At 47.7% G+C, this 26,849-nt stretch carries 16 protein-coding genes and 1 pseudogene; 14 read left to right on the top strand and 3 right to left on the bottom strand.

All coding sequences use genetic code 11. The features are described from left to right. Positions 1-2: 2 nt before the first annotated feature. From KCV26_06920 to KCV26_06880, 9 genes are all read left to right on the top strand, one after another. Positions 3-1,841: a YgiQ family radical SAM protein gene (locus tag KCV26_06920; GenBank protein WZX38095.1), complete on the top strand. Its 1,839-nt coding sequence runs from the start codon at positions 3-5 to the stop codon at positions 1,839-1,841. 81 nt (positions 1,842-1,922) lie between these two features. Next, entirely contained in the window at positions 1,923-2,660 is a 738-nt protein-coding gene (locus KCV26_06915) for a NigD-like N-terminal domain-containing protein (GenBank protein ID WZX38094.1), read from the top strand. A gap of 221 nt (positions 2,661-2,881) precedes the next feature. Continuing rightward, positions 2,882-3,865: a GntR family transcriptional regulator gene (locus tag KCV26_06910; protein WZX38093.1), complete on the top strand. Its 984-nt coding sequence runs from the start codon at positions 2,882-2,884 to the stop codon at positions 3,863-3,865. A gap of 79 nt (positions 3,866-3,944) precedes the next feature. Further along, the gene (fucI, locus tag KCV26_06905) at positions 3,945-5,714 is read left to right on the top strand and encodes an L-fucose isomerase (GenBank protein ID WZX38092.1); all 1,770 of its coding nucleotides are present in this window, start codon (positions 3,945-3,947) and stop codon (positions 5,712-5,714) included. A gap of 14 nt (positions 5,715-5,728) precedes the next feature. Beyond that, positions 5,729-6,154, top strand: a complete 426-nt coding sequence (fucU, locus tag KCV26_06900) for an L-fucose mutarotase (protein WZX38091.1) — start codon at positions 5,729-5,731, stop codon at positions 6,152-6,154. Further along, positions 6,151-7,464 (top strand): L-fucose:H+ symporter permease, encoded by a 1,314-nt coding sequence (gene fucP / locus KCV26_06895; protein ID WZX38090.1) that lies wholly within the window; start codon positions 6,151-6,153, stop codon positions 7,462-7,464. The genes fucU and fucP overlap by 4 nt, the downstream gene beginning before the upstream one ends. Positions 7,465-7,630: 166 nt before the next feature. Next, positions 7,631-9,040, top strand: a complete 1,410-nt coding sequence (locus KCV26_06890) for a Gfo/Idh/MocA family oxidoreductase (protein WZX38089.1) — start codon at positions 7,631-7,633, stop codon at positions 9,038-9,040. Between the two features lie 221 nt (positions 9,041-9,261). After that, positions 9,262-10,221: a BACON domain-containing protein gene (locus tag KCV26_06885; GenBank protein WZX38088.1), complete on the top strand. Its 960-nt coding sequence runs from the start codon at positions 9,262-9,264 to the stop codon at positions 10,219-10,221. 19 nt (positions 10,222-10,240) lie between these two features. Continuing rightward, positions 10,241-12,784 (top strand): hypothetical protein, encoded by a 2,544-nt coding sequence (locus KCV26_06880; GenBank protein ID WZX38087.1) that lies wholly within the window; start codon positions 10,241-10,243, stop codon positions 12,782-12,784. A 16-nt stretch (positions 12,785-12,800) separates the two neighbouring features. Here the strand turns inward: KCV26_06880 and KCV26_06875 are convergent, their stop codons facing one another. Next, complete coding sequence (locus KCV26_06875; protein WZX38086.1) at positions 12,801-13,970, bottom strand: helix-turn-helix transcriptional regulator; 1,170 nt, start codon at positions 13,968-13,970, stop codon at positions 12,801-12,803. Positions 13,971-14,583: 613 nt separating this feature from the next. Between KCV26_06875 and KCV26_06870 the strand changes: the two are divergent. The 5 genes and pseudogenes from KCV26_06870 to KCV26_06850 all read left to right on the top strand — a co-directional run bounded on the left by KCV26_06870 (position 14,584) and on the right by KCV26_06850 (position 24,285). Continuing rightward, positions 14,584-17,649, top strand: a pseudogene (locus KCV26_06870) (TonB-dependent receptor). Between the two features lie 13 nt (positions 17,650-17,662). Beyond that, a complete protein-coding gene (locus KCV26_06865; GenBank protein ID WZX38085.1) occupies positions 17,663-19,387 on the top strand; it encodes a RagB/SusD family nutrient uptake outer membrane protein in 1,725 nt (574 codons plus the stop codon). A 23-nt stretch (positions 19,388-19,410) separates the two neighbouring features. Then, positions 19,411-19,878, top strand: a complete 468-nt coding sequence (locus KCV26_06860) for a hypothetical protein (GenBank protein ID WZX38084.1) — start codon at positions 19,411-19,413, stop codon at positions 19,876-19,878. 135 nt (positions 19,879-20,013) lie between these two features. Beyond that, positions 20,014-21,852 carry a right-handed parallel beta-helix repeat-containing protein gene (locus KCV26_06855; GenBank protein WZX38083.1) on the top strand — a complete coding sequence of 613 codons (1,839 nt, stop codon included), beginning with the start codon at positions 20,014-20,016 and terminating at the stop codon, positions 21,850-21,852. A gap of 24 nt (positions 21,853-21,876) precedes the next feature. Continuing rightward, positions 21,877-24,285 (top strand): glycoside hydrolase family 95 protein, encoded by a 2,409-nt coding sequence (locus KCV26_06850; GenBank protein ID WZX38082.1) that lies wholly within the window; start codon positions 21,877-21,879, stop codon positions 24,283-24,285. 3 nt (positions 24,286-24,288) lie between these two features. On the opposite strand, the gene KCV26_06845 is transcribed toward KCV26_06850, so the two are convergent. Together KCV26_06845 and tsaE are read right to left on the bottom strand one after the other, a co-directional pair. Beyond that, on the bottom strand, positions 24,289-26,361 hold the full coding sequence (locus tag KCV26_06845) for a tetratricopeptide repeat protein (GenBank protein WZX38081.1): 2,073 nt from the start codon (positions 26,359-26,361) through the stop codon (positions 24,289-24,291). Between the two features lie 57 nt (positions 26,362-26,418). Then, complete coding sequence (tsaE, locus tag KCV26_06840; GenBank protein ID WZX38080.1) at positions 26,419-26,841, bottom strand: tRNA (adenosine(37)-N6)-threonylcarbamoyltransferase complex ATPase subunit type 1 TsaE; 423 nt, start codon at positions 26,839-26,841, stop codon at positions 26,419-26,421. Between the last annotated feature and the right edge of the window lie 8 nt (positions 26,842-26,849).

Below are 26,849 nucleotides of genomic sequence, written 5' to 3'. Positions count from 1 at the left end.
GGATGGAAAGCCAACCCTATCCTTTGCCCCGCTTCCTCCCTACAACCAAAAAAGAGATGGATCTTCTCGGGTGGGACCAGGCGGACGTGATCCTCTTTTCGGGAGATGCCTACATCGATCATCCTTCGTTTGGGACTGCGGTGATTGGACGACTGCTGGAAAGGCTGGGGTTGCGCGTAGCCATTGTTCCTCAACCAAACTGGAGGGACGATTTGCGGGATTTTAAAAAACTGGGGCTTCCTCGAATGTTTTTTGCCGTAACCGCCGGTGTTATGGACTCGATGATCAACCGATACACCGCCAATAAACGCTTACGATCGCAGGATGCCTACACACCCGACGGGAGGTCGGATATGCGCCCCGACCGGGCCGTAACGATCTATTCCAACATCCTGAAAGAACTCTATCCCGACATTCCGCTGATTATCGGAGGTGTGGAAGCTTCCCTCCGCCGGGTTTCGCATTACGATTACTGGAGTGATTCTCTGCATAAAACGATACTGGCAGGCACCAACGCCGACTTGCTGGTTTACGGCATGGGCGAACTGCCGATTACCCGCGTGGTCCGGGAAATGCAAAACGGAAAAACGATTGCCGAAATGCGGCATGTGCCTCAGACAGCTTTCCTTGCGGGAAAAGACAATGTTCCTGAAAATTCATTTAAAGACGAGATCCAGTTGTTCTCTCATGAAGAATGCCTGGAAGACAAGCTGAAACAGGCGAAAAACTTTCGTATTGTGGAAGAGCAGTCCAACGCGTTGCACGCATCGCGTATCTTACAGGATGTGGACAATAAGACGCTGGTTGTGAATCCACCTTTTCCCCCGATGACGGAAGAGGAAATTGATGCATCTTTTGATTTACCATACACCCGCTTGCCTCATCCCAAGTACAAAAACAAACATATTGCGGCTTACGAAATGATCAAGTTTTCAGTAAACCTGCACCGGGGTTGTTTTGGAGGATGTGCTTTTTGTACCATCTCGGCACACCAGGGAAAGTTTATCGCGTCGCGATCAAAAGAATCGATTCTCCGGGAAGTCCGGAAAATCACCGAAATGCCCGGATTCAAAGGATACATAAGCGATTTGGGAGGGCCGTCGGCAAACATGTACAAGATGCAGGGCAAAGACCTGTCGGTTTGTGAAAAGTGCAGACGCCCGTCGTGCATCCATCCCGGTATTTGCCCAAATCTCAATACCAATCACGCTCCACTGCTCGACATCTATCGCTCTGTGGACAACCTGCCGATGGTGAAAAAATCGTTTATCGGAAGCGGAATCCGTTACGACATGCTGCTGCATAGGGGAAAAGACGAAAGTGCCAACAAAGCCGCCGAAGAATACACAAAAGAGTTGATTGTGAACCACGTATCCGGCAGGCTCAAAGTCGCTCCCGAACATACGGCAGACCGGACGCTCAACGTGATGCGTAAGCCTTCGTTCGGCCTGTTTTATCAATTCAAAAAGATTTTCGATGCTGAAAACAACAAGCAGAACCTGAATCAGCAATTGATCCCTTATTTCATTTCCTCACACCCGGGTTGCACAGAAGAAGATATGGCAGAACTTGCCGCTATTACTAAAAACCTGAATTTCAAACTGGAGCAAATACAGGACTTCACACCCTCGCCCATGACACTGGCTACAGAGATCTATTACACAGGCTACCACCCTTATTCGCTCGAAAAGGTTTACACCGCAAAATCCCCTTCACAAAAAGAAAGTCAACGACAATTTTTTTTCTGGTACGACAAGAACAACCGGAAGAAATTAATCGCAGAGTTGAAACGGCTCAATCGCACCGATCTTATTGAGAAACTCTATCCAAAAGTTAAATAGAGTTAAAAACAAAAAAATCCAAGGTTTTCATGCAGCGTTTTTTTCTTTTTTGCATCTAAGTATATAGAAGCAAAGAAATATATGAAAGATACCGCGTGGGGATTTGTTTTTTTTATCGTTTTACTTACAGTTGCATCGTGCAACAAGAAAGACGAACATTCGCTGGGCGAATTTCATATTGACATTGCTACGGTCATTCCCATGGGAGAGAACGGATACATGCTAATGCTCGACAACGGCAAGCAACTCTGGCCGGCTGCAACGGATGTACACTACCTGCCAGTGGGGAACTACCAGAGGGTATTTGTGAATTACACCACCTTATCGGATGAACAGGGCGGATATGATCATTACGTGAAAGTAAACGACATCTGGAATATTCTTACTAAAAAGGTCATCGAACAAACGTCGCAAAACGCCGACAGCATAGGGCATGATCCGGTAAAAATAAACGAAGCATGGGTAGGAAACGACTACCTGAATATCGATTTTATGTTCAATTACGGAGGAGTCAGGCCTCACGCCATCAACCTGGTGATTGATTCATTGCATCCGGACAAAGCCCCCGACACCCTTGAACTGGAGTTCCGGCACAATGCTTACGGCAGCTCAAGCCCGAAGTTTTTCGAGGGGTTTATCTGTTTCGATCTGAAACCGCTCCAACGAGCGGACACCGATTCCGTTCAACTAACGGTAAAAGCGAAAGACGAGGATGGAGAAAAAATATTCAACGTGGTTTACAGGTACAACCAGGCTGCGTTGCAAAACAAAATCGCTGAAACACCCATACCGGTTGTTGCATCGAACGAATACTATTAAATAACCATAACTTAATTAGTTCTATTTCTTATATGACTTTTTGATTTTCCATGGCCGGTAAGACTCTGTGAAGAGCCTTGCCGGTTTTTTTATTGCAGCTGAATCTTTCGTTTGAAAACAGGTGATTAACTATTTATGTTATAAAACATATGGGCTTAAAGCGAAAATCAATAAATAAAAAATACCTTTGTGATCAGAACAGAACAGCACACTAGTTTATCATGGAATTGGAATTCAACAACAAGAATACGAAAGTAAAGCAATTAGCCGACTATATCCAGAGGGCTATATCGATGAACGAATTGAAGCCCGGAGATAAACTATCCTCGATCAACACGTTAAGCCGACAGCACAACATATCCCGCGATACCGTTTTCAAAGCCTTCAATGACCTGAGAGCACGTGGGCTCATCGAATCCATCCACGGGAAAAACTACTACGTAAGCTACCGGGTAAAAAACGTGCTGCTCATCCTTGATGAATACACACCGTTCAAAGACGCATTGTATAATGCGCTGGTATCCAAGCTGCCTTCAAACCATAAAATCGACCTCTGGTTCCATCAATACAACGAGAACCTTTTCAACAACATTGTTCGGGAATCTTACGGCATGTACAACAAATACCTGATTATGAATTATAGCAACGATGTGCTGGCAGAGTCGTTGTCAAAAATCAATCCCAAAAAATTACTGCTGCTCGATTTCGGCAGTTTTAACAAGGAAGGACTGTCGTACGTCTGCCAGGACTTTGACCGGGCTTTTTACGATGCCTTGGATCAAGCAAAGCTTGATTTCAAAAAATACAAAAAAATTGTTTTCCTGTTCGATAAACGACACAAGCATCCGCAAAGCAGCAAAGACTATTTTATCCGGTTCTGTACGGACAACAATTTCGAATTTGAAATCATCGAATCTTTCACACCTCAAACGCCTGTTGTGGAGGGCACATTATACATCATTATCAAGCAGACCGATGTGGTAGAGGTCATCAAAAGGAGCAAAGCCGACAAGCTGACCGTGGGCAGACAGTTCGGGATTATCGGTTATAACAACAACCCTTTTTACGAAGTGATTGAAAACGGAATTGCGGCCATCAGCATCGACTGGGAGGAGATGGGCAACCTAGCTGCCGATTTCGTGATAACCGGCAATCCCATTACCCGTTATCTTCCGACAAAAATCATCAAGAGAGGGTCCTATTAATTTTTTTCCTGCAACATCAGCACTGTTCATACTACAACTTAAATTTGCACAAACTAATCATTAAAAAAATAAAAACGCTATGAAAACTTATCCAAAAATCGGTATTCGTCCCGCCATCGACGGGAGACAAGGAGGCGTCAGAGAGAGCCTCGAGGAAAAAACAATGAACCTGGCAAAGGCCGTTGCCAACCTGATAAGTTCAACCTTAAAAAACGGTGATGGAAGTCCCGTTGAATGTGTAATCGCCGACACAACTATTGGACGGGTGGGCGAAAGTGCTGCCTGTGCCGAAAAATTTGAACGTGAGGGCGTAGGATCCACCATAACTGTTACATCGTGCTGGTGCTACGGATCCGAAACCATGGACATGAACCCGCATTACCCCAAGGCAGTATGGGGTTTCAACGGAACTGAACGTCCGGGAGCGGTGTACCTGGCAGCCGTTCTGGCGGCTCACGCCCAAAAAGGGTTGCCTGCCTTTGGTATTTACGGGCGCGACGTGCAAGACCTGGACGACAATTCCATTCCCGATGACGTGGCTGAAAAGCTGCTGCGCTTTGCCCGCGGAGCGCAGGCTGTCGCCACCATGCGCGGAAAATCCTACCTATCGATAGGAAATGTATCTATGGGTATTGCCGGTTCCATTGTCAATCCCGATTTCTTCCAGGAATACCTGGGGATGAGAAACGAACAAGTGGAATCCATCGAAATTCTTCGTCGCATGGAAGAAGGAATTTACGACCGGGAAGAGTATGCCAAAGCAATGGCATGGACAAGAAAATATTGTGTCCCGAACGAAGCCGAAGACCTCAACCGGGCTGAAAAAGTAAAGAACCGTGCCGAAAAAGATGCTGATTGGGAATTTGTGGTAAAGATGACCCTTATCATCCGCGACTTGATGACCGGAAACCCCAGTCTCAGGGAGATGGGATTCAAAGAAGAGGCCATCGGACACAACGCTATTGCCGCCGGTTTTCAAGGACAACGCCAGTGGACCGACTATAAACCGAACGGCGACTTCTCCGAAGCCCTGCTCTGTTCATCTTTTGACTGGAACGGAATTCGTGAAGCCTATGTGGTAGCTACCGAAAACGATGCCTGTAACGGCGTGGCCATGTTGTTTGGACATCTTCTGACCAACACTTCCCAGATCTTCTCCGATGTACGCACGTACTGGAGTCCTGCGGCAGTGAAACGGGTTACGGGAAAAGAGCTTACCGGAAAAGCCAAAGACGGAATCATTCACCTCATCAACTCCGGCGCCACCACGCTCGACGCGACCGGGAAACAACGGAAAGAGGGCAAACCGGCCATGAAACCGTTCTGGGAAATCAACGAAAAAGAGGTAGAGGACTGTCTGGCGGCCACGCGCTGGTGTCCAGCAAACCGCGATTATTTCCGCGGCGGAGGCTACTCTTCCAATTTCCTCTCGGAAGGCGGGATGCCCGTTACCATGTCACGCTTAAACCTGGTAAAAGGTGTCGGTCCGGTGTTGCAAATAGCCGAAGGATGGACCGTAGAGATCGATCCGGAGATTCATAAAACGCTCAACGAACGCACCGATCAGACCTGGCCCACCACCTGGTTCGTCCCCAGGCTGACCAGCAAACCGGCCTTCAAGGATGTCTACTCGGTAATGAACAACTGGGGAGCAAACCACGGGGCCATCAGCTACGGACACATCGGACAGGACCTGATCACGCTGGCCTCCATTCTTCGCATTCCGGTGTGTATGCACAACGTGGAAGAAGACGAGATATTCCGCCCCGCAGCATGGAATGCATTGGGAATGGATAAGGAAGGTGCCGACTACCGCGCCTGCGCCACCTTTGGCCCCATTTACAAATAAGATTTGCAATAACTATGCTCAAAAAAATACCCAAAGTGCTATCGCCTCAGCTGGTAAAAGCCCTCATGGAGATGGGGCATGGCGATGAGATCGTTCTTGGTGACGCCAATTTTCCGGGCTGCAGCCTTTCAACCAACGTCATCAGGGCTGACGGGCTCTCCGGTGCTGTCTTACTGAAAGCCATTCTTGAGCTTTTTCCTTTAGACACCTATTCCGAACATTCGGTTTTTCTGATGGAAGTAACTCCCGGCGACGATTATAAACCGGATATATGGGAAGAATACAAAGAGATTTTGAGTGCTTCCGGCGAACCCTTCTCTATCGGCTACCTGGAACGGTTTGCTTTTTACGACAGGGCTAAAACATCTTTTGCCGTAATCGCTTCCGGCGAAGAGGCGCTTTATGCCAATATCATCTTAAAAAAAGGAGTGGTCAGATGAAACACAGTACGTCACCTTCCAAACCGGCGGTTATTGAGAAAAAATACCTCGTCCCCTTTATACTTATCACCAGTTTATTTGCCCTGTGGGGGTTTGCCAACGACATCACCAATCCCATGGTGGCTGCTTTTCAAACCATTATGGAGATTCCGGTTTCGGAAGCGGCATTGGTGCAATTTGCGTTTTACGGCGGCTACGGCACCATGGCCATCCCTGCAGCATTATTCGTCAGGCGGTTCAGTTACAAGAAAGGCATACTTCTGGGATTGGCCCTGTATGCCATTGGGGCATTTTTATTTATCCCCGCGGCTCAGTTCGAACAATTCACGTTTTTCCTGCTGTCGCTCTATATCCTGACTTTCGGACTGGCTTTTTTGGAAACAACCGCCAATCCGTACATCATTTCGATGGGTGATGAAGCTACTTCTACACGCAGGCTGAACTTTGCCCAATCGTTTAACCCGATGGGCTCATTGTTAGGCATGACTGTAGCATCGAATTACGTGCTTACGTCCCTTGACTCGGAGAAACGCGATGCGGCAGGCAACCTTATCTTCCATTCGCTGGGTGAAGCTGAAAAGGCAGTTATCCGGACGCACGACCTGGAAATCATCCGCAATCCGTATGTGATCATCGGCGGGGTCGTTTTGCTGGTCTTCGTCATTATCGCTTTGACTAAAATGCCCAGGACCCAATCGGCAGAGGCGAAAAATATCCGTGCCATAGATTCAGCCAGGAGATTACTCCGGAACCACAACTACCGCGAGGGGGTTCTCACGCAATTCTTCTACGTAGCCGCACAAATCATGTGCTGGACATTTATTATTCAGTATGCCGAGAACATCGGAATCCCCAAAGCTGTGGGTCAGCGATGGAACATCCTCGCCATGTCCCTGTTCCTGACGAGCCGCTTTATCAGCACTTACCTGATGAAATACCTGAGGCCCTCATCGATGTTGACCCTGTTTGCTGCAGGGGCTATGACAACAACACTGGGAGTTATCTTCATCGGCGGGATGACCGGTTTGTATTGCCTGGTAGCCACCTCCGTTTTCATGTCGCTGATGTTCCCAACCATTTACGGGATCGCACTCAAAGGGTTGGGCGACGACTCAACGTTGGGAGCGGCTGGCCTGGTTATGGCCATTGTCGGCGGTGCATTGATGCCTCCCCTGCAGGGAGCCATTATCGATTTGGGCACCATAGCTTGGCTACCCGCCGTGAACGCATCGTTTGTTTTGCCATTTATCTGTTTCACGGTTATCTGCATTTACGGTTTACGGACAAACAGAAGGAGAATTATGGGCTGAAACAGTATATGTTATACAACATATTAAAGGATTATCAAAAAGTGGCAAAAATACACTATTTTTGTCTTCTAAACGGTTTACTTTTTTGTGTTTTTTATACACCGGCCCCAACTCCGGGCATATTTTCTTGTGAACACCTCCTGAATTAATTAAATAATTTAAAATAATGAAGCAACTGATTTATTTATTTACCATCACAGCCGTTCTTTTTGCATCCTGTAACACCGATTCGCAAAAAGGAAAAACGGCAGAAACTTTTCAACCCATCGAAACCAACGTTTCGGCTCGCCCTGCCGGACAAAAGCATGTAGTGGGATTGACCTCACCCAAAATGGATACCGTCCGTGTAGGGTTTATCGGGCTGGGAATGCGTGGCCCGAGTGCCGTACAACGATTCACCCATATACCGGGAGCAAAAATTGTCGCACTGTGCGACCTTCATCCCGACAGGGTTGAAAAATCTCAACAAATTCTCGACAAAGCGGGGGTGCCCCGTGCCGCAGCGTACAGCGGAAGCGAGGACGCCTGGAAAGAACTTTGCCAAAGGGACGACATCGATCTGGTTTACATAGCTACGGACTGGAAACGTCACGCTCAGATGATGATCTACGCTATGGAGCAAGGGAAACACGTAGCTTGTGAAGTACCGGCTGCTATGACCATGGAGGAAATCTGGGACGTTGTCAACACGGCAGAACGTACCCAGAAACATTGCATGCAACTCGAAAACTGCGTGTATGATTTCTTTGAACTGACCACACTCAACATGGCGCAACAAGGTGTTCTTGGAGACATCCTCTACGCTGAAGGCGCTTATATCCATCAACTGGAAGATTTTTGGGATTCTTACGAAAACGACTGGCGCATGGAATATAACAAAACACACCGGGGAGACATTTACGCTACGCACGGAATGGGCCCTGCCTGTCAGGTTCTCGACATCCACCGAGGCGATAAAATGAACTACTTGGTGGCTATGGACAGCAAGCCGGTAAGCATCCCCGCCTACCTGAAAGAAAAGCGAGGTGAGGAAGCACCCGATTTCAAAAACGGACAACACACCATGACTATGATTCGTACCGAAAACGGGAAAACCATCCATATTCAACACGATGTTGCCTCTCCTCGTCCATACAGCCGTATGTATCAGGTACAGGGGACCAACGGATTTGCGAATAAATATCCGAATGAAGGTTATGCCCTTAAAGCCGATGCTGTTGAAGCCGGCACTGTCCCCAACCACGAAAACCTGTCCGCTCACTCTTATGTGTCGGATGAAGTTAAAAAAGTACTGATGGATAAGTACAAACATCCGATTCACATCGAACTCGAAGAGACTGCCAAAAAAGTAGGCGGACACGGAGGAATGGACTTTATCATGGATTATCGCCTGGTCTACTGCCTGCAAAACGGACTTCCACTGGACATGGACGTATACGACCTGGCAGAATGGTGCAGCCTAGCCCCTCTTACGGCTTTATCGCTCGAAAACAACTCTGCCCCGGTAGCGGTTCCCGACTTCACGCGGGGGCACTGGAATGATGTAAAAGGATTCAGGCACGCGTTTGTAAATTAGGCTATTATTGATCACTGTTTTTATATTGTTTAACAAGGCCGCTCAACTGAGTCGGCCTTGTTTTTTTGCCCCTATTTTTGTCGGTTTTGTCCATTTTTTTGTGAAAACAAAAGATTTTTTTGTCTATTTGGGAAAAAACTCCGGCCGGTTAACACTATTTTTGCTGCCACGCTACGGCGCCAGCCGTTGAATAAATGAAGCATCAATACCTGTAAGATAATATGCATACATCAACACTCGCACTATCTGTCGCGGCCTTGATTTTATTTTTTTTGCCCGGTTGCGGCAAGGGTGAAATCCCCGGTGGAGGGGAAAACGAGACAATCACCCTGGAGGTATCCACCTCACCCATCCACTTCGCCGCTGAAGGAGGAAGCAAGGAGATCACAGTCGTAACGAACGCCAAAAGCTGGAGCGTCACATCCAGCAAGAGCTGGTGCACGGTCAACAAGGGAGCCTCCAACTTCACGGTAACTGCAACTGAAAACAAGGCTTTCGCCCCTCCGGAGAAAGCAATCCTAATCGTTGCAGCTGAGGGAACCGCCAAAAAGGTGACCATCGAGGTGACGCAAGATGCAGCCGTAGAGCCCGAGGAGGCTTACATCAGGCCGGTTGTCGATAAGGTGATCATGAATTATCAGGGGGGTAATAACGGAATTGGGATTGAAACCAACGTAACCGGCTGGAGCTATCGTTCTGATCAGTCCTGGTGCCTACTTGAAAAAATTTCGGACGAAGGCATTAACATCACCGTTGATGAAAGTTGGACGGGCAACATTCCCCGACAAGCCTTGGTCACCCTCTATGGGAATGAGGGCGACTCGCTCGCCTCCATCACGGTTTACCAGGATCCTTTGCCGGAGCTCGACCTCTTCTCCTCTCATGGGAACACCAACATACCCCTCCCTTCATACGGCGGCACCATCGTGGTCACGGTGATGACCAACGTGACCGAGTTCACCCTGGGATATGTTGGAGAGTGGTTGCAGGTGAATAAGATCAACGATACGCAGTTCACCATCACCTCAACGCCCAACAACAGCACCCAGATGAGACCGGAGCAGGAGATCATTGTCTATGCCAGCACGCTGACTCGAAAACTATGGGTATACGAAGAAGAGGCGGAAGAGGCTTCCGACAATGATGATTACGATTACAATGACCCCACGGGATGGGATTAACCACAAACAGCACCGCATCATGAAGAGAACAGATAAAACAAACAACCTGATAAAATCATCCCTGCTGGTGATTGGCCTCGCACTACTGGGATGTACCAACGAGCCTTTTGAACAGGGAGCAGCTCCCGGCGACAACGTATTGACAGCTACCATCATTGACGGTGAAGAAACGACCCGAACCGCAGTGATTGATCAACCCGGCATCAAGGCAGAAGTCCGTTGGGAGGTGAACGACCGGATCGGCGTCTTCGGCAAGGGAGGGGGTAGCAACCTGCTCTTCACTGCCGGAGTGGATGACATCCTGGAAAACGGCAAAAAAGCCCGGTTCAGGACAACCGGCAGCATGCCCACGGGCGAGGTGACGGCCTATTACCCCTATCGGGAGGGAACTTCTATTGGCAACAACAGCGAGTTGACGCTCACCTTCCCGGCCACACAGCCTTATACCCTCAAGGAGCGGGTGTCGCAACCCTATGCCCCTGCTAATTTCATGGCCGGCAAGGGCAGTGCGTCGGGCATCGGCTTCCGCAACCTCTTTGCGCTGCTCAAGGTGGGTTACAGCGGTACTGAGGGTGACCGTCTGCGCAAGGTACATTTCCGGGATCTCTCGGGGAGACCGGTTAGTGGTTCTTTCACGGTGGCCTGGAACGAGGATCTCCCGGAAGCACGCTTCCCGGAGAGCGGCAGCGGCCCGGCACTCATCCTTACCGTAGACTGTGGTGAAGGGCTAGAGCTCGATGGCACCCTACACCATTTCTATCTCTTTATCCCTCCCCGCGATTATACCAAAGGGTTTGAGGTGAAATTCGTGATGGATGACGGCAGGGAAGTGATAAAGACGATCGGTACGACATCTGGAAAAAAGATTGAACGCAGCAGGGTCTACCCGGTGGGCGAGACAGTCACCGCATCGGACGAGGCGGAATATAAACTGCAGGAGGATGCTACCCTGGTCGATGCTGACAGGATGGATTACATCGTGGATGCCCGACTGGCGAGCTACGACAAGTGGGTTGGTGAGGTGAAGTTCGAGACCCATACCCTCTTTATGACGGTGAAAAAAGAATTTGAGCCCAGGATGGGTGAGGTATTGCTTTTCAATACTCCCTCCAAATTGTTCCCGGAAGGATATATCGGCAGAATCGTCTCGGTGGGCAACCCGGAAAGCGAATACATCGCCGTGGTGGCTGAACCGGTGAACGATATCACCGAGGTATTTGAGGAGCTCTCGCTGGGAGAACCGATCTGGAACGAGGATGGCTCCCTCAACGAAGAGGGTGGTGTTGAGTTGGAACTAGGGGCCTATCTCAGCCGGGTGGAGACGCCCGACGGGGAAGCGGTGAGCTTCACCCGGAACGGTTCACAAATTGAACTTTCTATGCCTGCAACAAGGGCCAGTGGAAGAAAAAACTACAACTATTCCTCCGGCAACATGAGCTTTACGCTGGAGCCTGGCGACAACTCCGAAATTGAGGTTTCGGCCAGCATGGATCTCAGCATGCGGCTGCTGGTGGGCATCTTCGACAAGAAACTGCACTATTTCCATGCCAGCATATCGCCCGACATCCAGCTTTCGGCCGATATGACCGTTCAGGTGGAAGCCGATGCAGTGGACAAATCGTTCCACCTGCTAACCGCCTATTTCGCCCCCATCCCCGTGCCGCCGCTCACCATTGTACCGGTGATCCATTTTTACGGTGTTGCCGGTGTGGGGGGAGAAGTAGAGATCAGGGCAGGTATGAGCTACAGTGCCGCGATGGATCTCGGATTCTCCTACAACAGCAACGAGGGATTCAGAACCCGCAGCACCACCCGGGCGTCCAAGTTCAGCGAGAATGGCCTCTCCTTCACGGGTGGAGAACTGTCGAGCAGCGTGCACACCACAGCAGGCGTAAGGGTAGATGCGGGCATCAAGGTATGGGGCGTGATGGAAGCGCTTTGCAGTGCCGATGCACGCATGAAGTTGGGATACTACTGGGATGTCTTTGAACAGACCCAGAAGATGTCACTCAACACCGAGAGCAAAATCAAGGGATCGCTCACCACGCTGGGAGGTGTCTTCAACTACGAGACCGATGAGCTGACGCTGGAAGGAGATCCCATCTGGGAGCGGTACTTCTCTCCCCTATGCGATCTCAATGCCAGTGATGTCAACTTGTCGGCCGACAGCACACAGGTTCATTGCAAGTTCAAGGTGATGCGCCACCTGTTGCAGCCGGTGCAGATCGGAGCCATCCTATACAGCGGTGTACCATACGGCTATTTGGAAAGCGGGATGCCGTATGGCTTCAAACCCACAGAAAAGATCATGGAGGTTGATTTCGGACAAAGTTACATTGGATCGGGCATGTCACGACGGGAGGACAACAGGGTTGTGTATGATAATTTCGAGCTGTATGAACATACCTTCCGTTTCACACCCGAGCCCGGAGGTTATTACGGCATCCTTCCGGCTAATGGAACTGTTGGCAGCGGAAATTTCGGGGATATGCCGGTAAACAGCACGGACTACTATGGACTCAGGTATTTCACCTTTCGGGGAAATAAGCTCCCGGCCGATTAATGTTGCTTTTGCACCCCTAAACCTGTTTCCTGAATTTGCCGGGTGGGATTCCGTTCTTCTTGACAAAAGCGCGGTAGAACGAGCTGCTCCCGGAAAAACCGGAGTTGAAAGCAACCTCATCGATAGTCAGGCGGAACTGCTCCGGTGAAGAGAGCACTGCTTCGGCGTAGCGAACGCGGTAATCGTTCACAAAATCGCAAAAGGTCATGTCCCGCCTGTGGCGGATCAGCCTGGACAGGTAAGTGCGGTTGGTTCCCAACTCCTGGGCCACATCGTTCAACCGCAGATCAGGGTTTTTAAAGATCTGATCCTCCTCGAAAAGGGTTTCCAGCTTCGATAGGAGCTGGTCATATTCCATCCCGGTCATTGCCTCACTCTCCGACTCAACGCCACAACAGCACTCCCCTTCCTGCTGATCCTGACACAGGTCACGGATAGAAAAATGTTGCCGGTAACCCACATAGCTGATACCGAAAAGGGCCATCGAGTGAGCAAGGGAGGGAAGGGCCAGAAGCGAGGGATGATCTGAAAAAAAATGCTTCCCCACAACATTGGATACCAAAGAAATCAGGGCTGTCAAAACCAGAAAAAACAACAACGTCCTGATTTTGGAGATCTCCCTGTTTTCCACGTTTGAATAGAAAGCGTGTACTTTCTCGTTGAAAAGTCTGATCAGACGAAGCCCGAAATAGAGGGTCAGCAAAACTTCCATGGCAAAAATCACCTTGAACAGGACGAGCCTCATTACTTGAAGACGGACAAGCAATGGGTAACCGACCCTGTACTCCCGGTTATGATACAGTACCTCATGTGTGAACACATCAAGCTCAGCCGAACTCATCAGCAGGTAGAGTACAGTGGAAAAGGAGGAGAGCAGAATTGCAGGGATCAATATCCATCCCCACTTCCAGTCAAGCTTCAAATCCTCGGTCAACAGACGAATATAGTAGTAATACAACGGATAAACCGCTAGGGAAGTAAACACCCATACGCTGTCGAGCAAGCGATAAACCGAATAGTTGTGGTTGAAATAAAACCAGTGTGCAAGATAATTTACCAAAGCGACTCCTAAAAAGAGTGTGAGAAATCGCTTTGCAGTATCGTTTCTTCGGAAATCCAGCAAAAAGAGAATCAACCAAAAGAAAACAACGAACAGGGGCATCACGGTAAAAAAATAGTGTGTCATTTGTGTTAAAAGATCTGTTTTTGTAAAGTTAAGAATATTTTACTGTTTTGGGAAAAGACACCGGTAAAGCATTTCATTTTTTTATAATTTGAAAACGTTCTTTTTAAAAAATCAATCAACAACGGAAAGCAAATTATTTTTCGCCGCGTTAACGGAATTCAATAGGAACAGAATGTGTTTGAAAAGTAGGGAAGTAATTGACCGTGAAGAATTAGCCGATATTTAGTAAATATTTTTAACTTAAAAATTCATTGACTACGTATATTTAATTAAAACAGGGGTTATATATTAAATTCAGCATTATTTATGCTGTAAAACATATTTATTTTTGCTAATATATCCCAAAAAACAATATATCTTTGCGTCGTCACAGTACAGTTCAGGATGACACCCAAAATTTTCTGATTAAAAATTCTATTACGATTTGATTCACAGTCTTGCACGTATAGGGTAAGGTTGCTATTTTTTGAACTATTGCACACATACAACTAACATGTATCCGCTTTACTGTCTGACAGGAAATACTATGTACAACGACCAGATTGCTTAAATGATATCGAATCAACCAAATGAGACTAATGAAATGTGTATTAATTTTTAAAATGAGAACAGAATGAAAAAAAGACATTCAATTACTAAATGGAAAGGCCTGTTGTTCGCCATGCTGTGGACAATATCCTTAGGAATGTTTGCTCAAAACATTACCATTAGCGGTAACGTGAAAGACGATACCGGACTTGAGGTGATCGGAGCAACTATTATCGTGGAAGGTAATGCTACCACCGGTACCACTACCGATATTGACGGGAACTAGGTTCTGAATAACGTACCTTCAAACGGGAAACTGGTGTTCAGTTACGTAGGCATGAAACCGCAAACCGTAGCGGTGAATGGACGTTCGACTATAAATGTCTTAATGGTCTCCGACACCGAACTTCTGGATGAGGTAGTAGTGGTGGGATACGGAACAACGTCAACCCGTATGGCTGTTGGTGCCGTAACTTCGTTAAAAACAGATAAGATAGAAGATCTGCCCTTTACGAACACTGCATCAGCCCTACAGGGACGTACCCCCGGGTTGGTAATTGAGGCGGGCGGTGGCGCACCCGGCTCTAAGCCGCGTTTATCCATTCGCGGAGGTAAAACACCTTTATACGTTATTGATGGCGTTATTAGAAGCGAAAATGACTTTAACTCACTCAACTCATCGGACATTGAAAAATTGAGTATTTTGAAAGACGCAAGTGCAACTGCCGTTTACGGGTCAAGGGCTGGCGATGGGATTGTGCTTGTTCAGACCAAAAGAGGAAAACAAGAAAAAATTTCCATTCAGTATAGCGGTGGATTTGATTTCAGCAGACCCGTTGTTCTTCCCGAAAAATTGAACTCACTGGATTATGTGTTAGCCGTAAACCAAGCTGCAGAGTACGACGGAAGAACTTCGCTGCCTTATACTGAAGAAGACATAAAGAAGATTCGGGAAAACTCCGATCCTTACGGAAGCATTACAGCAAATACGGATTGGATGGGATTGGCTTTGAACAAATATGCATTTGGCAATAGGCACAACCTTTCCTTATCGGGAGTCAGCTCCAACGGTATCAATTTTTACACTGCCATCGGTTACCTGAAACAAAACTCGCTTTTTAAAGAATCTCACAACAACAAGTACGACCGGTTAAACCTTCGCAGTAATGTCTCCACTACCTTCAAAGAAATTGGCCTGGAGGTAGGCGTTAATATTGATGCTGCATTAGAAAGAAGAAATCCGACCGTTTGGGGGGATTACAGTGTGTGGTCGCAGTTGCAAAACGTGAAGCCAAACTATGCGGCGTTCAATCCCGACGGGACCTACACGTCAATTTCCATACACCCCCTGGTAATCCTGGACAAACGTGCCGGATACAATAATGAAAATGACAAATACCTCAACACACAAATTTACGCCAACTGGGATGTTCCCACTGTACAAGGATTACGATTCGGCGTGTTGGGTAATGTACGCTATGGAGATTGGAACCAAAAAATATTTCAATCCAAAGCTCCTCAATATCAACCCGATGGCCAAGCCGTCCCTTACACGAGCAACTACCTCAGAATGTCAAATTCAAGAGGAACCGACACTTCGTTTGACGTCAATGTCCAGTACAAAAAAACCGTGGATTTGCACAATTTTGAGTTGCAGGGTGTATACAGCTTCTTCAAGGCCTACAGTGAAAACTTCTGGGCACAACGGGAACGTTACCTGTCATCCCAGTTCGACCAACTGTTTGCAGGGGACGCTTCGACTCAAAAAAACTCAGGATCGGCTGAAGAGAGAGCGCGCTTGGGATATGTTGGGCGTGTGAAATACGACTGGAACAGACGTTATATGTTTGAAGGAAACTTCAGGGTTGACCAGTCCGACAACTTTCCTTCGGGAAAGAGAACCGGTTTCTTCCCTTCAGGAGCACTCGCCTGGGTAGTTTCGGAAGAATCATTCATGGATAAGCTCAGGGAAGACAATTTGATAAACTTCCTTAAGTTCAGGGCTTCGTATGGTGTTGTAGGGCTGGAAGACGGCGTAAGGTTCGGATACCTGCCGGTATACGACATGGAAGCACAGTCAACAATCATTGACGGAAAGTTCACCACTGGCTTCCGGGAAGGGCCGCTCGTATCCAACGACTTAAGCTGGTACACGAGACAGGTGTTTGACGTTGGCGCCGACCTATCTTTCCTGGATGACAGACTTTTTGCATCTATTGATTATTATTACTACAGAACAAAAGGATACTTGATTGCACCGCAGAACCGCTACACAACCCCGCTGGGTAAAAGTCTTCCTTTTGTTAAAAGTGAAAGCGCCCACAGAAGAGCCGGGCTGGAAGCCAACATCCGCTGGAAAGACAAAATTCAGGATTTCACGTATGACTTGGGAGTCAACCTCACCAGCTATGATGAGTTGTGGGAGAAAAAAGAAGATGAATCCCTGTCGAGTTTAATGAATCCGAATTCACGGGTGACACATGTGAAGAACTACTACGGTAGTGCTTACAAAACAAACGGGATGTATCAGACAATCGATGAGATCATCAACAATCCAAGACGCGAAACCGCGAATGCCTTGAAACCCGGAGACCTGTTTTTCGCGGATTTGAACGGCGATGGAAAAATTGACGGTGAAGACTTCCAGCGCATCGGAAAACCCACCTTCCCGTCATTTTCTTACGGGTTCGACTTTAATTTGGAGTACAAGAATTTCTTTCTGTTTGGATTATTACAGGGAACAGGAACTAGGTATAAACAGTTGTCCGAGTTTATGAGAGCTACGAATTCGGAGTACCTGACCTATGCATTTCAACTCGATTCATGGAGGCCGGACAACAAAGATGCCCTTTTCCCCCGTTTATCGACCTATCAGAACCTGAACGCCGGTCAAAACTACACGGTTTCATCCGATTTCTGGTACCACAACGCAGCCTATTTAAGGCTTAAGACAATACAGGTAGGGTATGACTTTAAAGACTTTTTGAAAAATAGCAAGTCAATTTCGTCCCTGAAAGTATCCTTAACAGGAACGAATGTACTTACGTTCTCTAAAGTAAACAAGTTTTATGACCCGGAAATTTCTGCTGAAACAGGATATGCCTATCCTACCCAAAAGTCTTATTCTGTTGTAGTAAATGTTACATTCTAAAAACATAGGAATTATGAAACTAAGAAATATTTTACAAATTATTGTTATAACGTCTGCCGTACTTCTTGGCTCTTGCCAGGATGCGTTGGACACAAAACCTCTGGATAAGTTCTCCGGGGATTTGGTATGGGCTGATGCCGTTACTGCACGCTCATTTGTAAACGATGCATACTCCATCAACAACAGGTTGATTCAGGATGATGAATGGTCTGACAACATGGTTCTGAACCCGTCACAGGGCGCTGCCAGCAACATGGTACAGGAAAACATCACCAACGAAACAGGTTTTGGCTGGAACATATTCGAAGACATAAGAAAATGCAACATGATCATTGAAAGGGTTACCAACTCTTCTTATCTCGAAAGCGATAAAAACGTTATGTTGGGTGAAGCCTATTTTCTGCGCGCCGTAACAAACTTTACCGCAGCACGTAAGTTCGGTAAAATAATGATTGTTGACAAAGTGCTTACTCCGCAGGATGATTTGAATCTTTCGCGCACGGCAACCATCAAAGAGACGTATGATTTCATTTTGAAAGATCTTGACCAGGCAGCAAACCTGCTTCCCGCCAACGTGTCAAAAGGAAGAGTAAGCAAAGGCGCTGCCTATGCATTAAAAGCGGAAGCTTGTTTACAAGGTGCTGCTTATCTTGAAAACAACTCAGACAAAGCAGGGTATTATCAACAAGGTAAAAAAGCCAGCGAGGACCTGTTCGCATTGGGTACATATGCATTGGACAATGATTATAAAAGCATGTTCAATACTTACTCGGGTGGCATGAATTCTCCCGAAATCATCTTAGCATCTTACAGGCTTGAAACCAACACCCAAATGATGAACACATGGATGCAAAATCTGACTCCGAATATGGGGGGGGACAAAGCAAAAGAGGGTGTTTTAGAAAAATGGCCGCTCGACAAACCGCTTGAAGGCTGGTTAGAGAAAACACCTTCTCAGGAAGCCACCGATGCCTATCTGGTGATTGACTCGGACGGAAATGCTAAACATTGGAGTGAGACATCTTACTACCAATCGTTTGAACCCGGAAAAAGCAGTGTTTTTAATGTGCTGTACACCAACCGGGATAAAAGGTTTCATGCGAACATTGTATGCGACAGCACCATGTATTTCACCTCACTCATTACAACAAGATTAGGGGGTAATGTAAACTATGCTTCCAACGTACAGCAAGACCGTCACATGACCAAAAGCGGGTACCTGTTCCGTAAAAACATTTACGAAGATAAATGGCTCTATTACAATGTCCCAACCAATTATCACTATGTAATGCTGAGGTTAGGCCGTTCATACCTCAATTACGCCGAACTGCTACTCCGGATGAATGGTGAAGGCTCTAAAGCAACCGCCATTGATTACATCAACAAAACCAGGGTGACTCACGGTGGATTGCCGACTCTAAGTCCCAGCACATCTTTGGCTGACACGTGGAAATATTACAAAATAGAACGTCGCGCAGATCTTCTTCAGGAGAACGATCGATATTGGTCACTCCTGCGTTGGGGAAAAGAAGAAGGATTGGATGTAATCCCCGAATTGGATTCAACGCCAAAAGCCATTTCAATTTCTGAAGACGGCAAGAGTTTTGAAATTATTACTGTACCTGTTGTGGCAGGAGCTAACGCCCGTCGTTTTACATCGAAAAGATATTTGCTTCCCGTTCCCAGAACAGAAACGGTAGAGAATCCAAACTTAACTCAAAATCCCGGTTGGGAATAAAGAACATACATAAAGCAAAAAAAATGAAAGCATATAGATTTTTATTCTTATTAATACTCTTCCCTTTCTTCACCTCGTGTCTGACGACAGGGCTGGAAGAGTTGCCCGTATACAAAGACGCTGAAATTACAAATTTCAAATTTGAATACCGTTGGTCGGAAAAAGAAGGAACAAGTGATTTACTCAAGGTGAAACCCCTCACCGTAAATTTAGCGATAAACAAGGAAAAACAAGAAATTGTTTGTAAAATCACAGTCCCGCAGGCAGATTCTCAGGGATTCACTGAAGCAGTTCGGAACAACGTGTCTCTGAACAACATTGTGGGTTTTTGCACAATTTCCACAGCAGCAACAATCGCTCCGATAGGGACATCTCCTGCACTGGGAAAACCCGCAGACTTCAGTCAGCCCAACATGAGCTACGAAGTAATTGCAGCCGACAAGACAACAAAAAAAACATGGAAGTTAATTATTGAATCTTTCAGTAAATAAACCTATCTTTGTTCTGCTAACTTTTGAAAGAGACTGTTATGAAATAACTTTCATTCAGTCTCTTTCGTTCAAAAATCAATTCTGATAAACCGTCACAATATACAGTGTACTCAGTTACAAACCGTCATAATAATTATGCTAAAAAACATCTATTTACTCTTTATCTCCTTGATAATCTGCACAGGATGCTCTACAAAACAACCGGAATATACATTCGGTGTGAAACCCGATACGAAAGAAGACGCGTCGGGTGCGGCAGTTAAACTGATCGGACAACTGCAAGCGCGGAAAGATACCGTGCACATTACCGTTAAAATTCCGAAAGGGCGGTACGACTTTTATCCAGACAGTGCTTTCACACGCGAATACTATATCTCGAACCACGACCAGGATAATCCCAAAAAGGTGGGGTTCGCACTCGAAAACCTGCAGAATGTAACCATCGACGGACAAGGTTCGGAGTTTGTTTTTCACGGACGCATGATCCCTTTTGCCATCCTGAAAGGGCAAAACATTACCTTGAAAAATTTCTCCGTCGACTTTGAACTTCCTGCCTTGCGCCAGCTCAACATACTCGAAGTGGATCCCGGCAAAGATGAACTGCTGGCCAAAATTTATCCCAGCGGAAATTACCGCATCGATACCGAAAAGCTTGTCCTTCTCGGAGAAGGCTACGAAGTAACCCCACAGGGCTCAATGGCATTCCGGCCCGACAAACGCCTGACCTACATACGTCGTGACGTAAATTTTAACCCGCTGTCGGTTACAGAAGCTTCGCCGGATATTTTACGCATCAAGGGATGGGAGCAGATAAAGTTAACAACGCCGGGTGAACGCTATGTCCTGCGTTCGTGGAAACGTCCCACACCCGGCGTCTTCATCAGCGAATGCACCAACACCGTACTGGAGAATGTTAAGGTACATTATGCCGAAGGGATGGGCCTGCTGGCACAGATGAGTGAAAATATCACTTTAGACCGGTTCTCCGTTTGCCTGAAAGGGGAAGATGACTCCCGGTTTTTCACCACACAAGCAGATGCAACCCACTTTTCGGCGTGTAAAGGGGTGATTGTTTCGAAAAACGGGCTCTATGAAGGAATGGCCGATGATGCCATAAATGTACACGGGACTTACCTGAGAGTCACCAAACGATTAAACGACACCACACTACAGGCCAGATATATGCATCCACAAGCATGGGGGTTCAAGTGGGGTGAAACGGGAGACAGCGTACAGTTTGTGGAATCGGAAAAGATGGAACGGGTAGGCAGTCACTTCAACACGATTACGTCGATCAAAGCTGTCGATAAACCTACCGAATTTGGAGCAAAAGAGTTTGAAATAACCTTTGCTGCCACACTTCCGCAGGAAATTTCCGAAACCGGAAAATTCGGGATTGAAAACCTGACGTGGACTCCCGAAGTAGTGTTTTCCGACAACATCATCCGCAACAATCGTGCACGCGGTGCACTCTTCAGCACACCCAAACGGGTAATCTGCGAAAACAACCTTTTCGACCATACCCACGGGACGGCCATCTTGCTTTGCGGAGACTGCAACGGCTGGTACGAAACCGGAGCCTGCAAGGAGGTGATCATTAGAAACAACCGGTTTATCAACGCCCTTACGGCAACCTACCAGTTTACAAACGCCGTCATTTCCATCTATCCCGAAATACCCAACCTCAAGGATCAACAGCAGTTTTTCCACTCGGGTATTGTTATCGAAAACAATACATTCGAAACGTTCGACCGTCCACTCGTTTATGCCAAATCGACAGACGGGCTGGTTTTTAGGAATAACACCGTCAGTTACAACACCGAGTTTGAACCGTTCCACTGGAACAAACATCCGTTCTTCTTTGAACGGGTCAGCAACGTTCTTATCGAAAACAACCGCTTCGAAAACGGATGGGATGCGGAGAAAGATATACGGACAGAACACTCGGCAGAAGATGCGGTCACCGTAAAATAATCCACCACTTAAATGAACAATCCGATGAAAATTTTATTCTCCCTCCTTGCAGCTGCGGCATTGCTTTCCTGTACGGCACCTGCTGAAACGGCCCAAGAACTCGCCCTGCGGTTTAACACGCCTGCCGCGGCGTGGGAAGAGACCCTGCCTCTCGGCAACGGACGTATCGGTATGATGCCGGATGGCGGTATTGACAAAGAACTTATCGTGCTCAACGACATTACTATGTGGTCGGGCAGCGAAGACCCTGAAGCGCTGAACCCCGAAGCACTCAATTATCTGCCGAAAATCCGGGAGTTACTGCTTACAGGAAAGAACGGGGAAGCACAACGCATGATGTACGATCATTTCCAGTGCGGCGGGCTCGGTTCTTCCGGCGGAAAAAGCAAAGATGCGCCCTACGGCTGTTTTCAAATGCTGGGGGACCTGCACATAAACTACTCCTACCCACAAACGGAAGATGCGGGTAATTACGTGAGGACACTTTCGCTCAATGACGCAGTGGCATCCACCGTGTTTATGAAAGGTGAAACCACCTTTACGCGCGAGTATATCTCCTCTCACGCCGACGATGTGCTGGCTGTCCACGTGGCTGCCGATAAGAAAGGGTCAGTCTCATTTGAAGTAAGCCTGAGCCGTCCCGAACGGGCAACCCTTTCGGTGCAAGAGAATACCCTTATCATGGAAGGGCAGCTCAACGATGGATACGATACCGATAAGGGTGTCCGCTACCTTACCAAGGTACAAATCGTGAACAAAGGCGGGGAACTGACCGCGGGCTCCAATACCCTGGCTATCGCCAATGCCGATGAGGCCGTCATCCTCATTTCCACCTCCACCGACATGCTCGACAAAGAGTACACGTCGACGGTAGACAGCTTGCTCGAACAAGCAAAAAAACGTTCGTTCGGAAAAATGAAACAGGCGCATATAGCAGCTTACAAAGAAAAGTTCGACCGTGTAGAGCTCTGGTTAGGCGAACAAGACAACACCACACCTACCAACGAGCGCCTTGCCGGTTTCCAGACAGACGATGATCCCGCATTTGCCGCACTCTATTTTCAGTATGGCCGTTACCTGATGATCAGCGGAACCGATGAGAACTCGCTTCCCCTCAACCTTCAGGGCTTGTGGGCCAACCAGGTGCAGACGCCCTGGAACGGCGATTACCACCTGAATATCAATGTACAGATGAACTACTGGCCGGTAGAAGTATGTAATCTTTCTGAACTGCATAACCCCCTGATCGATTTCACCCAATCGATTGTACCTTCGGGAGAAGCTACCGCCCAAACGTTTTACGGGGCCAACGGCTGGCTGGCTCACATGATGAGCAACCCGTGGAAGTTCACGGCACCCGGCGAACATGCTTCGTGGGGAGCGACCAACACGGGAGGAGCGTGGCTTTGTGAACACCTTTGGGAGCATTATGCCTTTACCCAGGATAAGGAATACCTGCGCACTGTTTACCCGACGCTCGCCGGGGCAGCGCAGTTCTTCCTCAGCAGCATGATTTCCGAACCCAGGAACGGATGGCTCGTCACCGCCCCGTCATCATCGCCAGAGAATGCATTTTACATGCCCGGGAGCGACGATCGCATTTTTGTATGCATGGGCCCGACCATGGACGTTCAGATCGTGAACGAACTGTTTACCAACGTACTGTCGGCGGCAGCAATTCTCGGTATCGAAGACGAGACAACCACCAATATCCGCGAAACACTGCCGAAACTTCCTCCCATGCAGATCAGCCCCGAAGGTTATTTGCAAGAGTGGCTCGAGGACTATAAGGAGGTTGATCCCAAGCACCGCCATGTCTCACACCTCTACGGATTGTATCCGTCGAATCAGATATCGCCTAACACTACCCCCGAACTGGCCGCAGCAGCTCGCGAAACGTTGGAACGCCGTGGTGATGCCGGAACCGGATGGTCCCGTGCATGGAAAATCAATTTCTGGGCACGCTTGTACGACGGGAACCGTGCTTTCAAGCTACTTAAAAGCCTGCTGGAGCCCACTTCCGGAAGTGAAGTAAACATGCACCGCGGGTCTGGAACGTACGCTAACCTATTCTGCGCGCATCCGCCGTTCCAGATCGACGGTAATCTGGGAGGTACTGCTGGAATTGCTGAAATGCTGATTCAAAGTCAAGACGGCTATATACAACTGTTGCCTGCCCTGCCAGACAAGTGGCCAACGGGAAGTTTCAAAGGCCTACGTGTCCGTGGCGGTGCCGAAGCGGCTGCAAGCTGGAGCGACAACCGATTGTCGTCTGCAACCATTAAGGCGCTAAACGACAATACATTCAAGGTAAAAATTCCCGGTTATGCGACAACGGTAAAACAGAACGGAAAAGAATTAACAGCCGAAAACGGGTATGTATCGGTAGTGTTGAAAGCAGGACAAGAGGCTAAACTGGAATTTATCCCATAGCGCTTACTGCATCCGTTTAATGATGCTGTACGATTCCACGATACCCAACTCTCCAGCCTTGCGGAGATCGTCCAACCCGACCGCAGTTTCGCCGATCGACAGCCGTGACAACCCCCGGTTGAAATAGGCTTCGGCAAACTGCGGTTCAATCTTTAACGCTTTGGTGTAACTGTCTATCGCAGCACGATAATCTTTTTCGAGGCTGTATATTTCGGCCATGTTGTAGTAGGCAAAAATAAAATTGGGATCAAGTCGCAGGATCGTTTCATAATCCTTTAAAATTGCATCGTACCGAAACGACTTCGTGGAGACTTCGGGCACTTTCGGCCGGGCAATCTGAGGCAACTCTTTCAACCTTTCCACCGGGTTTACGCCCACGGGAACTTCCTGAGCAACCGTCTCGGGAGGAAGCAACGGATCAAGCTCGAGTTGCTTGGTCATAATGACCGCACGTACAAAGTAAGGCTGCAGGAAATCAGGCTGCAGCTCAATAGCCCGGTTGATGTCTTTCAATGCATTTTCGTAATCCTGAACCAACATGAAATCCATCCCTCGGCCAAAGTAGAGCCTGGCATCGTTTGGCTGTTGCACCAACAGCCGCGAAAAATTATCGATAGAGCGGAAATGCGTTTGCACCTGTAACTCGTTCAGTGCAGCTTCGTTGTTTACCGCCTTGAGCTTCCAATTAAGATTCAGCAGATCGTTGGCTCTTTCCATTGATTCGGAGAAATAGACCGGCCGGCTCACTTCAAACCCTTTATCGTAATAGGTCAGCACAAACTTAGGCTCCAGCGCCACCTTTGTGTTCAGGTCCTGCACACGTCCACGCGATTCACGTTGGTATTTGCTTTGGTTTTTCTGCGATGCTTCCTTGTCGGCAACCACCAGCAGGTTAAATTTATCGATATCCTTATCCGTTTCTTCGCGGGTATCCTTCGATTCTGAAGCTAGCTTTCTGCCGTCCTCCGCATCCGTTGTGGCACGTTTTTTGGCCTTGGCCTCCTCATCCCGGGCAGCCAGGTAGTCGCGCTCCGCTCCGCGTAAATCGTTCAACTCGCGCTTCATTTCGGCCCGCATGTAATATCCGGTGAAAAAATCGGGATGGTCGTTGAGCACGACGTTTAAATCCTCTATGGCACTCGCATTGTCTCCAATTTCTGCGTGCAACATAGCCCGGTTGATGTACGCCATTGTGTTATCGGGTTCAATTTCAATAACTTTATCAAAATCCCTGATCGCCCGGTTGTTATCGGCAACCTGTGCACGCAGCAGACCCCGGTTAAACAGTGCTATCAGGTTATTCTCATCCATCTCGATCACCCGGTCGTAATCGGCCATCGCCCCACGCAGATCGTTCAGGTTATATTTTACCAATCCCCGGTTGATGTAATTTCCGGTAAAAAAAGGATCTAACCGGATAGCCTCATCCAGGTCGGCCAGCGCCTTGTTGTAATCCTTCATCTGAAATTGCAACAGCCCGCGTGCAGAAAAAGACTGTGCCGTATAAGGATCAATCTCGATAGCCTTGTCGTAATCGGCCAGTGCTTTCAGCGTGTCTTTCCTCTCCAGGTGCATCTGTCCGCGAGTAAGGTATCCGGGAACGTAATCTGGGAAACGGCGCAGCAACACTTCGAAAAACTTCTCCGCCACGTCGTAATGCTCCAATTCAACGTTCACAATGGCCATGTTCACCAACGTGAGACGGTCTTCGGGAAAAAACTCCAGGCTCCTCTGGTAATCGGTAGCCGCCAGTTCGTATTTCTCCTGGTTCTGCCTTGCCGCCCCGCGCAGCTGATAAGCCGACGTATAATAGGGGTTCCGTTCGATACAGAGGTTCGCATCTTCTTCGGCACCTTTAAAATCGTCGAGCATAAACTTCGACATAGCCCTGAAGTAATATGGGTCAGCCAGGTAAGGCTTGGCGCCAATCACCTGATTGAAATACTGTATAGCCAACACATAGTCTTCGAAGTAAAGGGCATTTTTCCCAATTGTCATCACCCGGTCGGTATTCACCTGCGAAGAGACAAAAAGTGCGGACAGAAACATACAAACGGATATAGCTATTTTTCTCATGTATATGGTAATTCTTTTTACTGAACTGACTATTGGATCATTTAAATCTCCATTCGTTTAATCGGGCTCTTTTGTTTCGATTGTCCGCGTGCCGGCATCAGTTCCGGTAATATAAACTTTTACGGTATTGCCGGGGAGAAGTGGCTCTACCAATTCCGGCCATTCGATAAAACAAAGATTTCCGCTGTAAAAATAATCTTCGTAACCGAAATCGAAAGCTTCTTCCAGTTTATGGATGCGGTAAAAATCGAAATGATAAATGGAATTTCCTTCGTTATCCCTGTACTCATTGATAATGGCGAATGTGGGACTGGTAATCGTTTCCTGCACGCCCAATCCTTCACAAACGGCTTTGATAAAAGTGGTTTTACCGGCACCCATTGCTCCATAGAAAGCAAAAACCTTATCGTTCCCCATTCCGGCAATAAATTGTCCAGCTGCCTTATGTATCTCGGATATATCACTTATTTTCAATTGCATACTCTTTT

Source organism: Petrimonas sulfuriphila, from assembly GCA_038561985.1.
Classification (GTDB): domain Bacteria; phylum Bacteroidota; class Bacteroidia; order Bacteroidales; family Dysgonomonadaceae; genus Petrimonas; species Petrimonas sulfuriphila.
The sequence above is the reverse complement of the archived record's forward strand: the minus strand, read 5'-3'. Positions and strand labels throughout refer to the sequence as shown.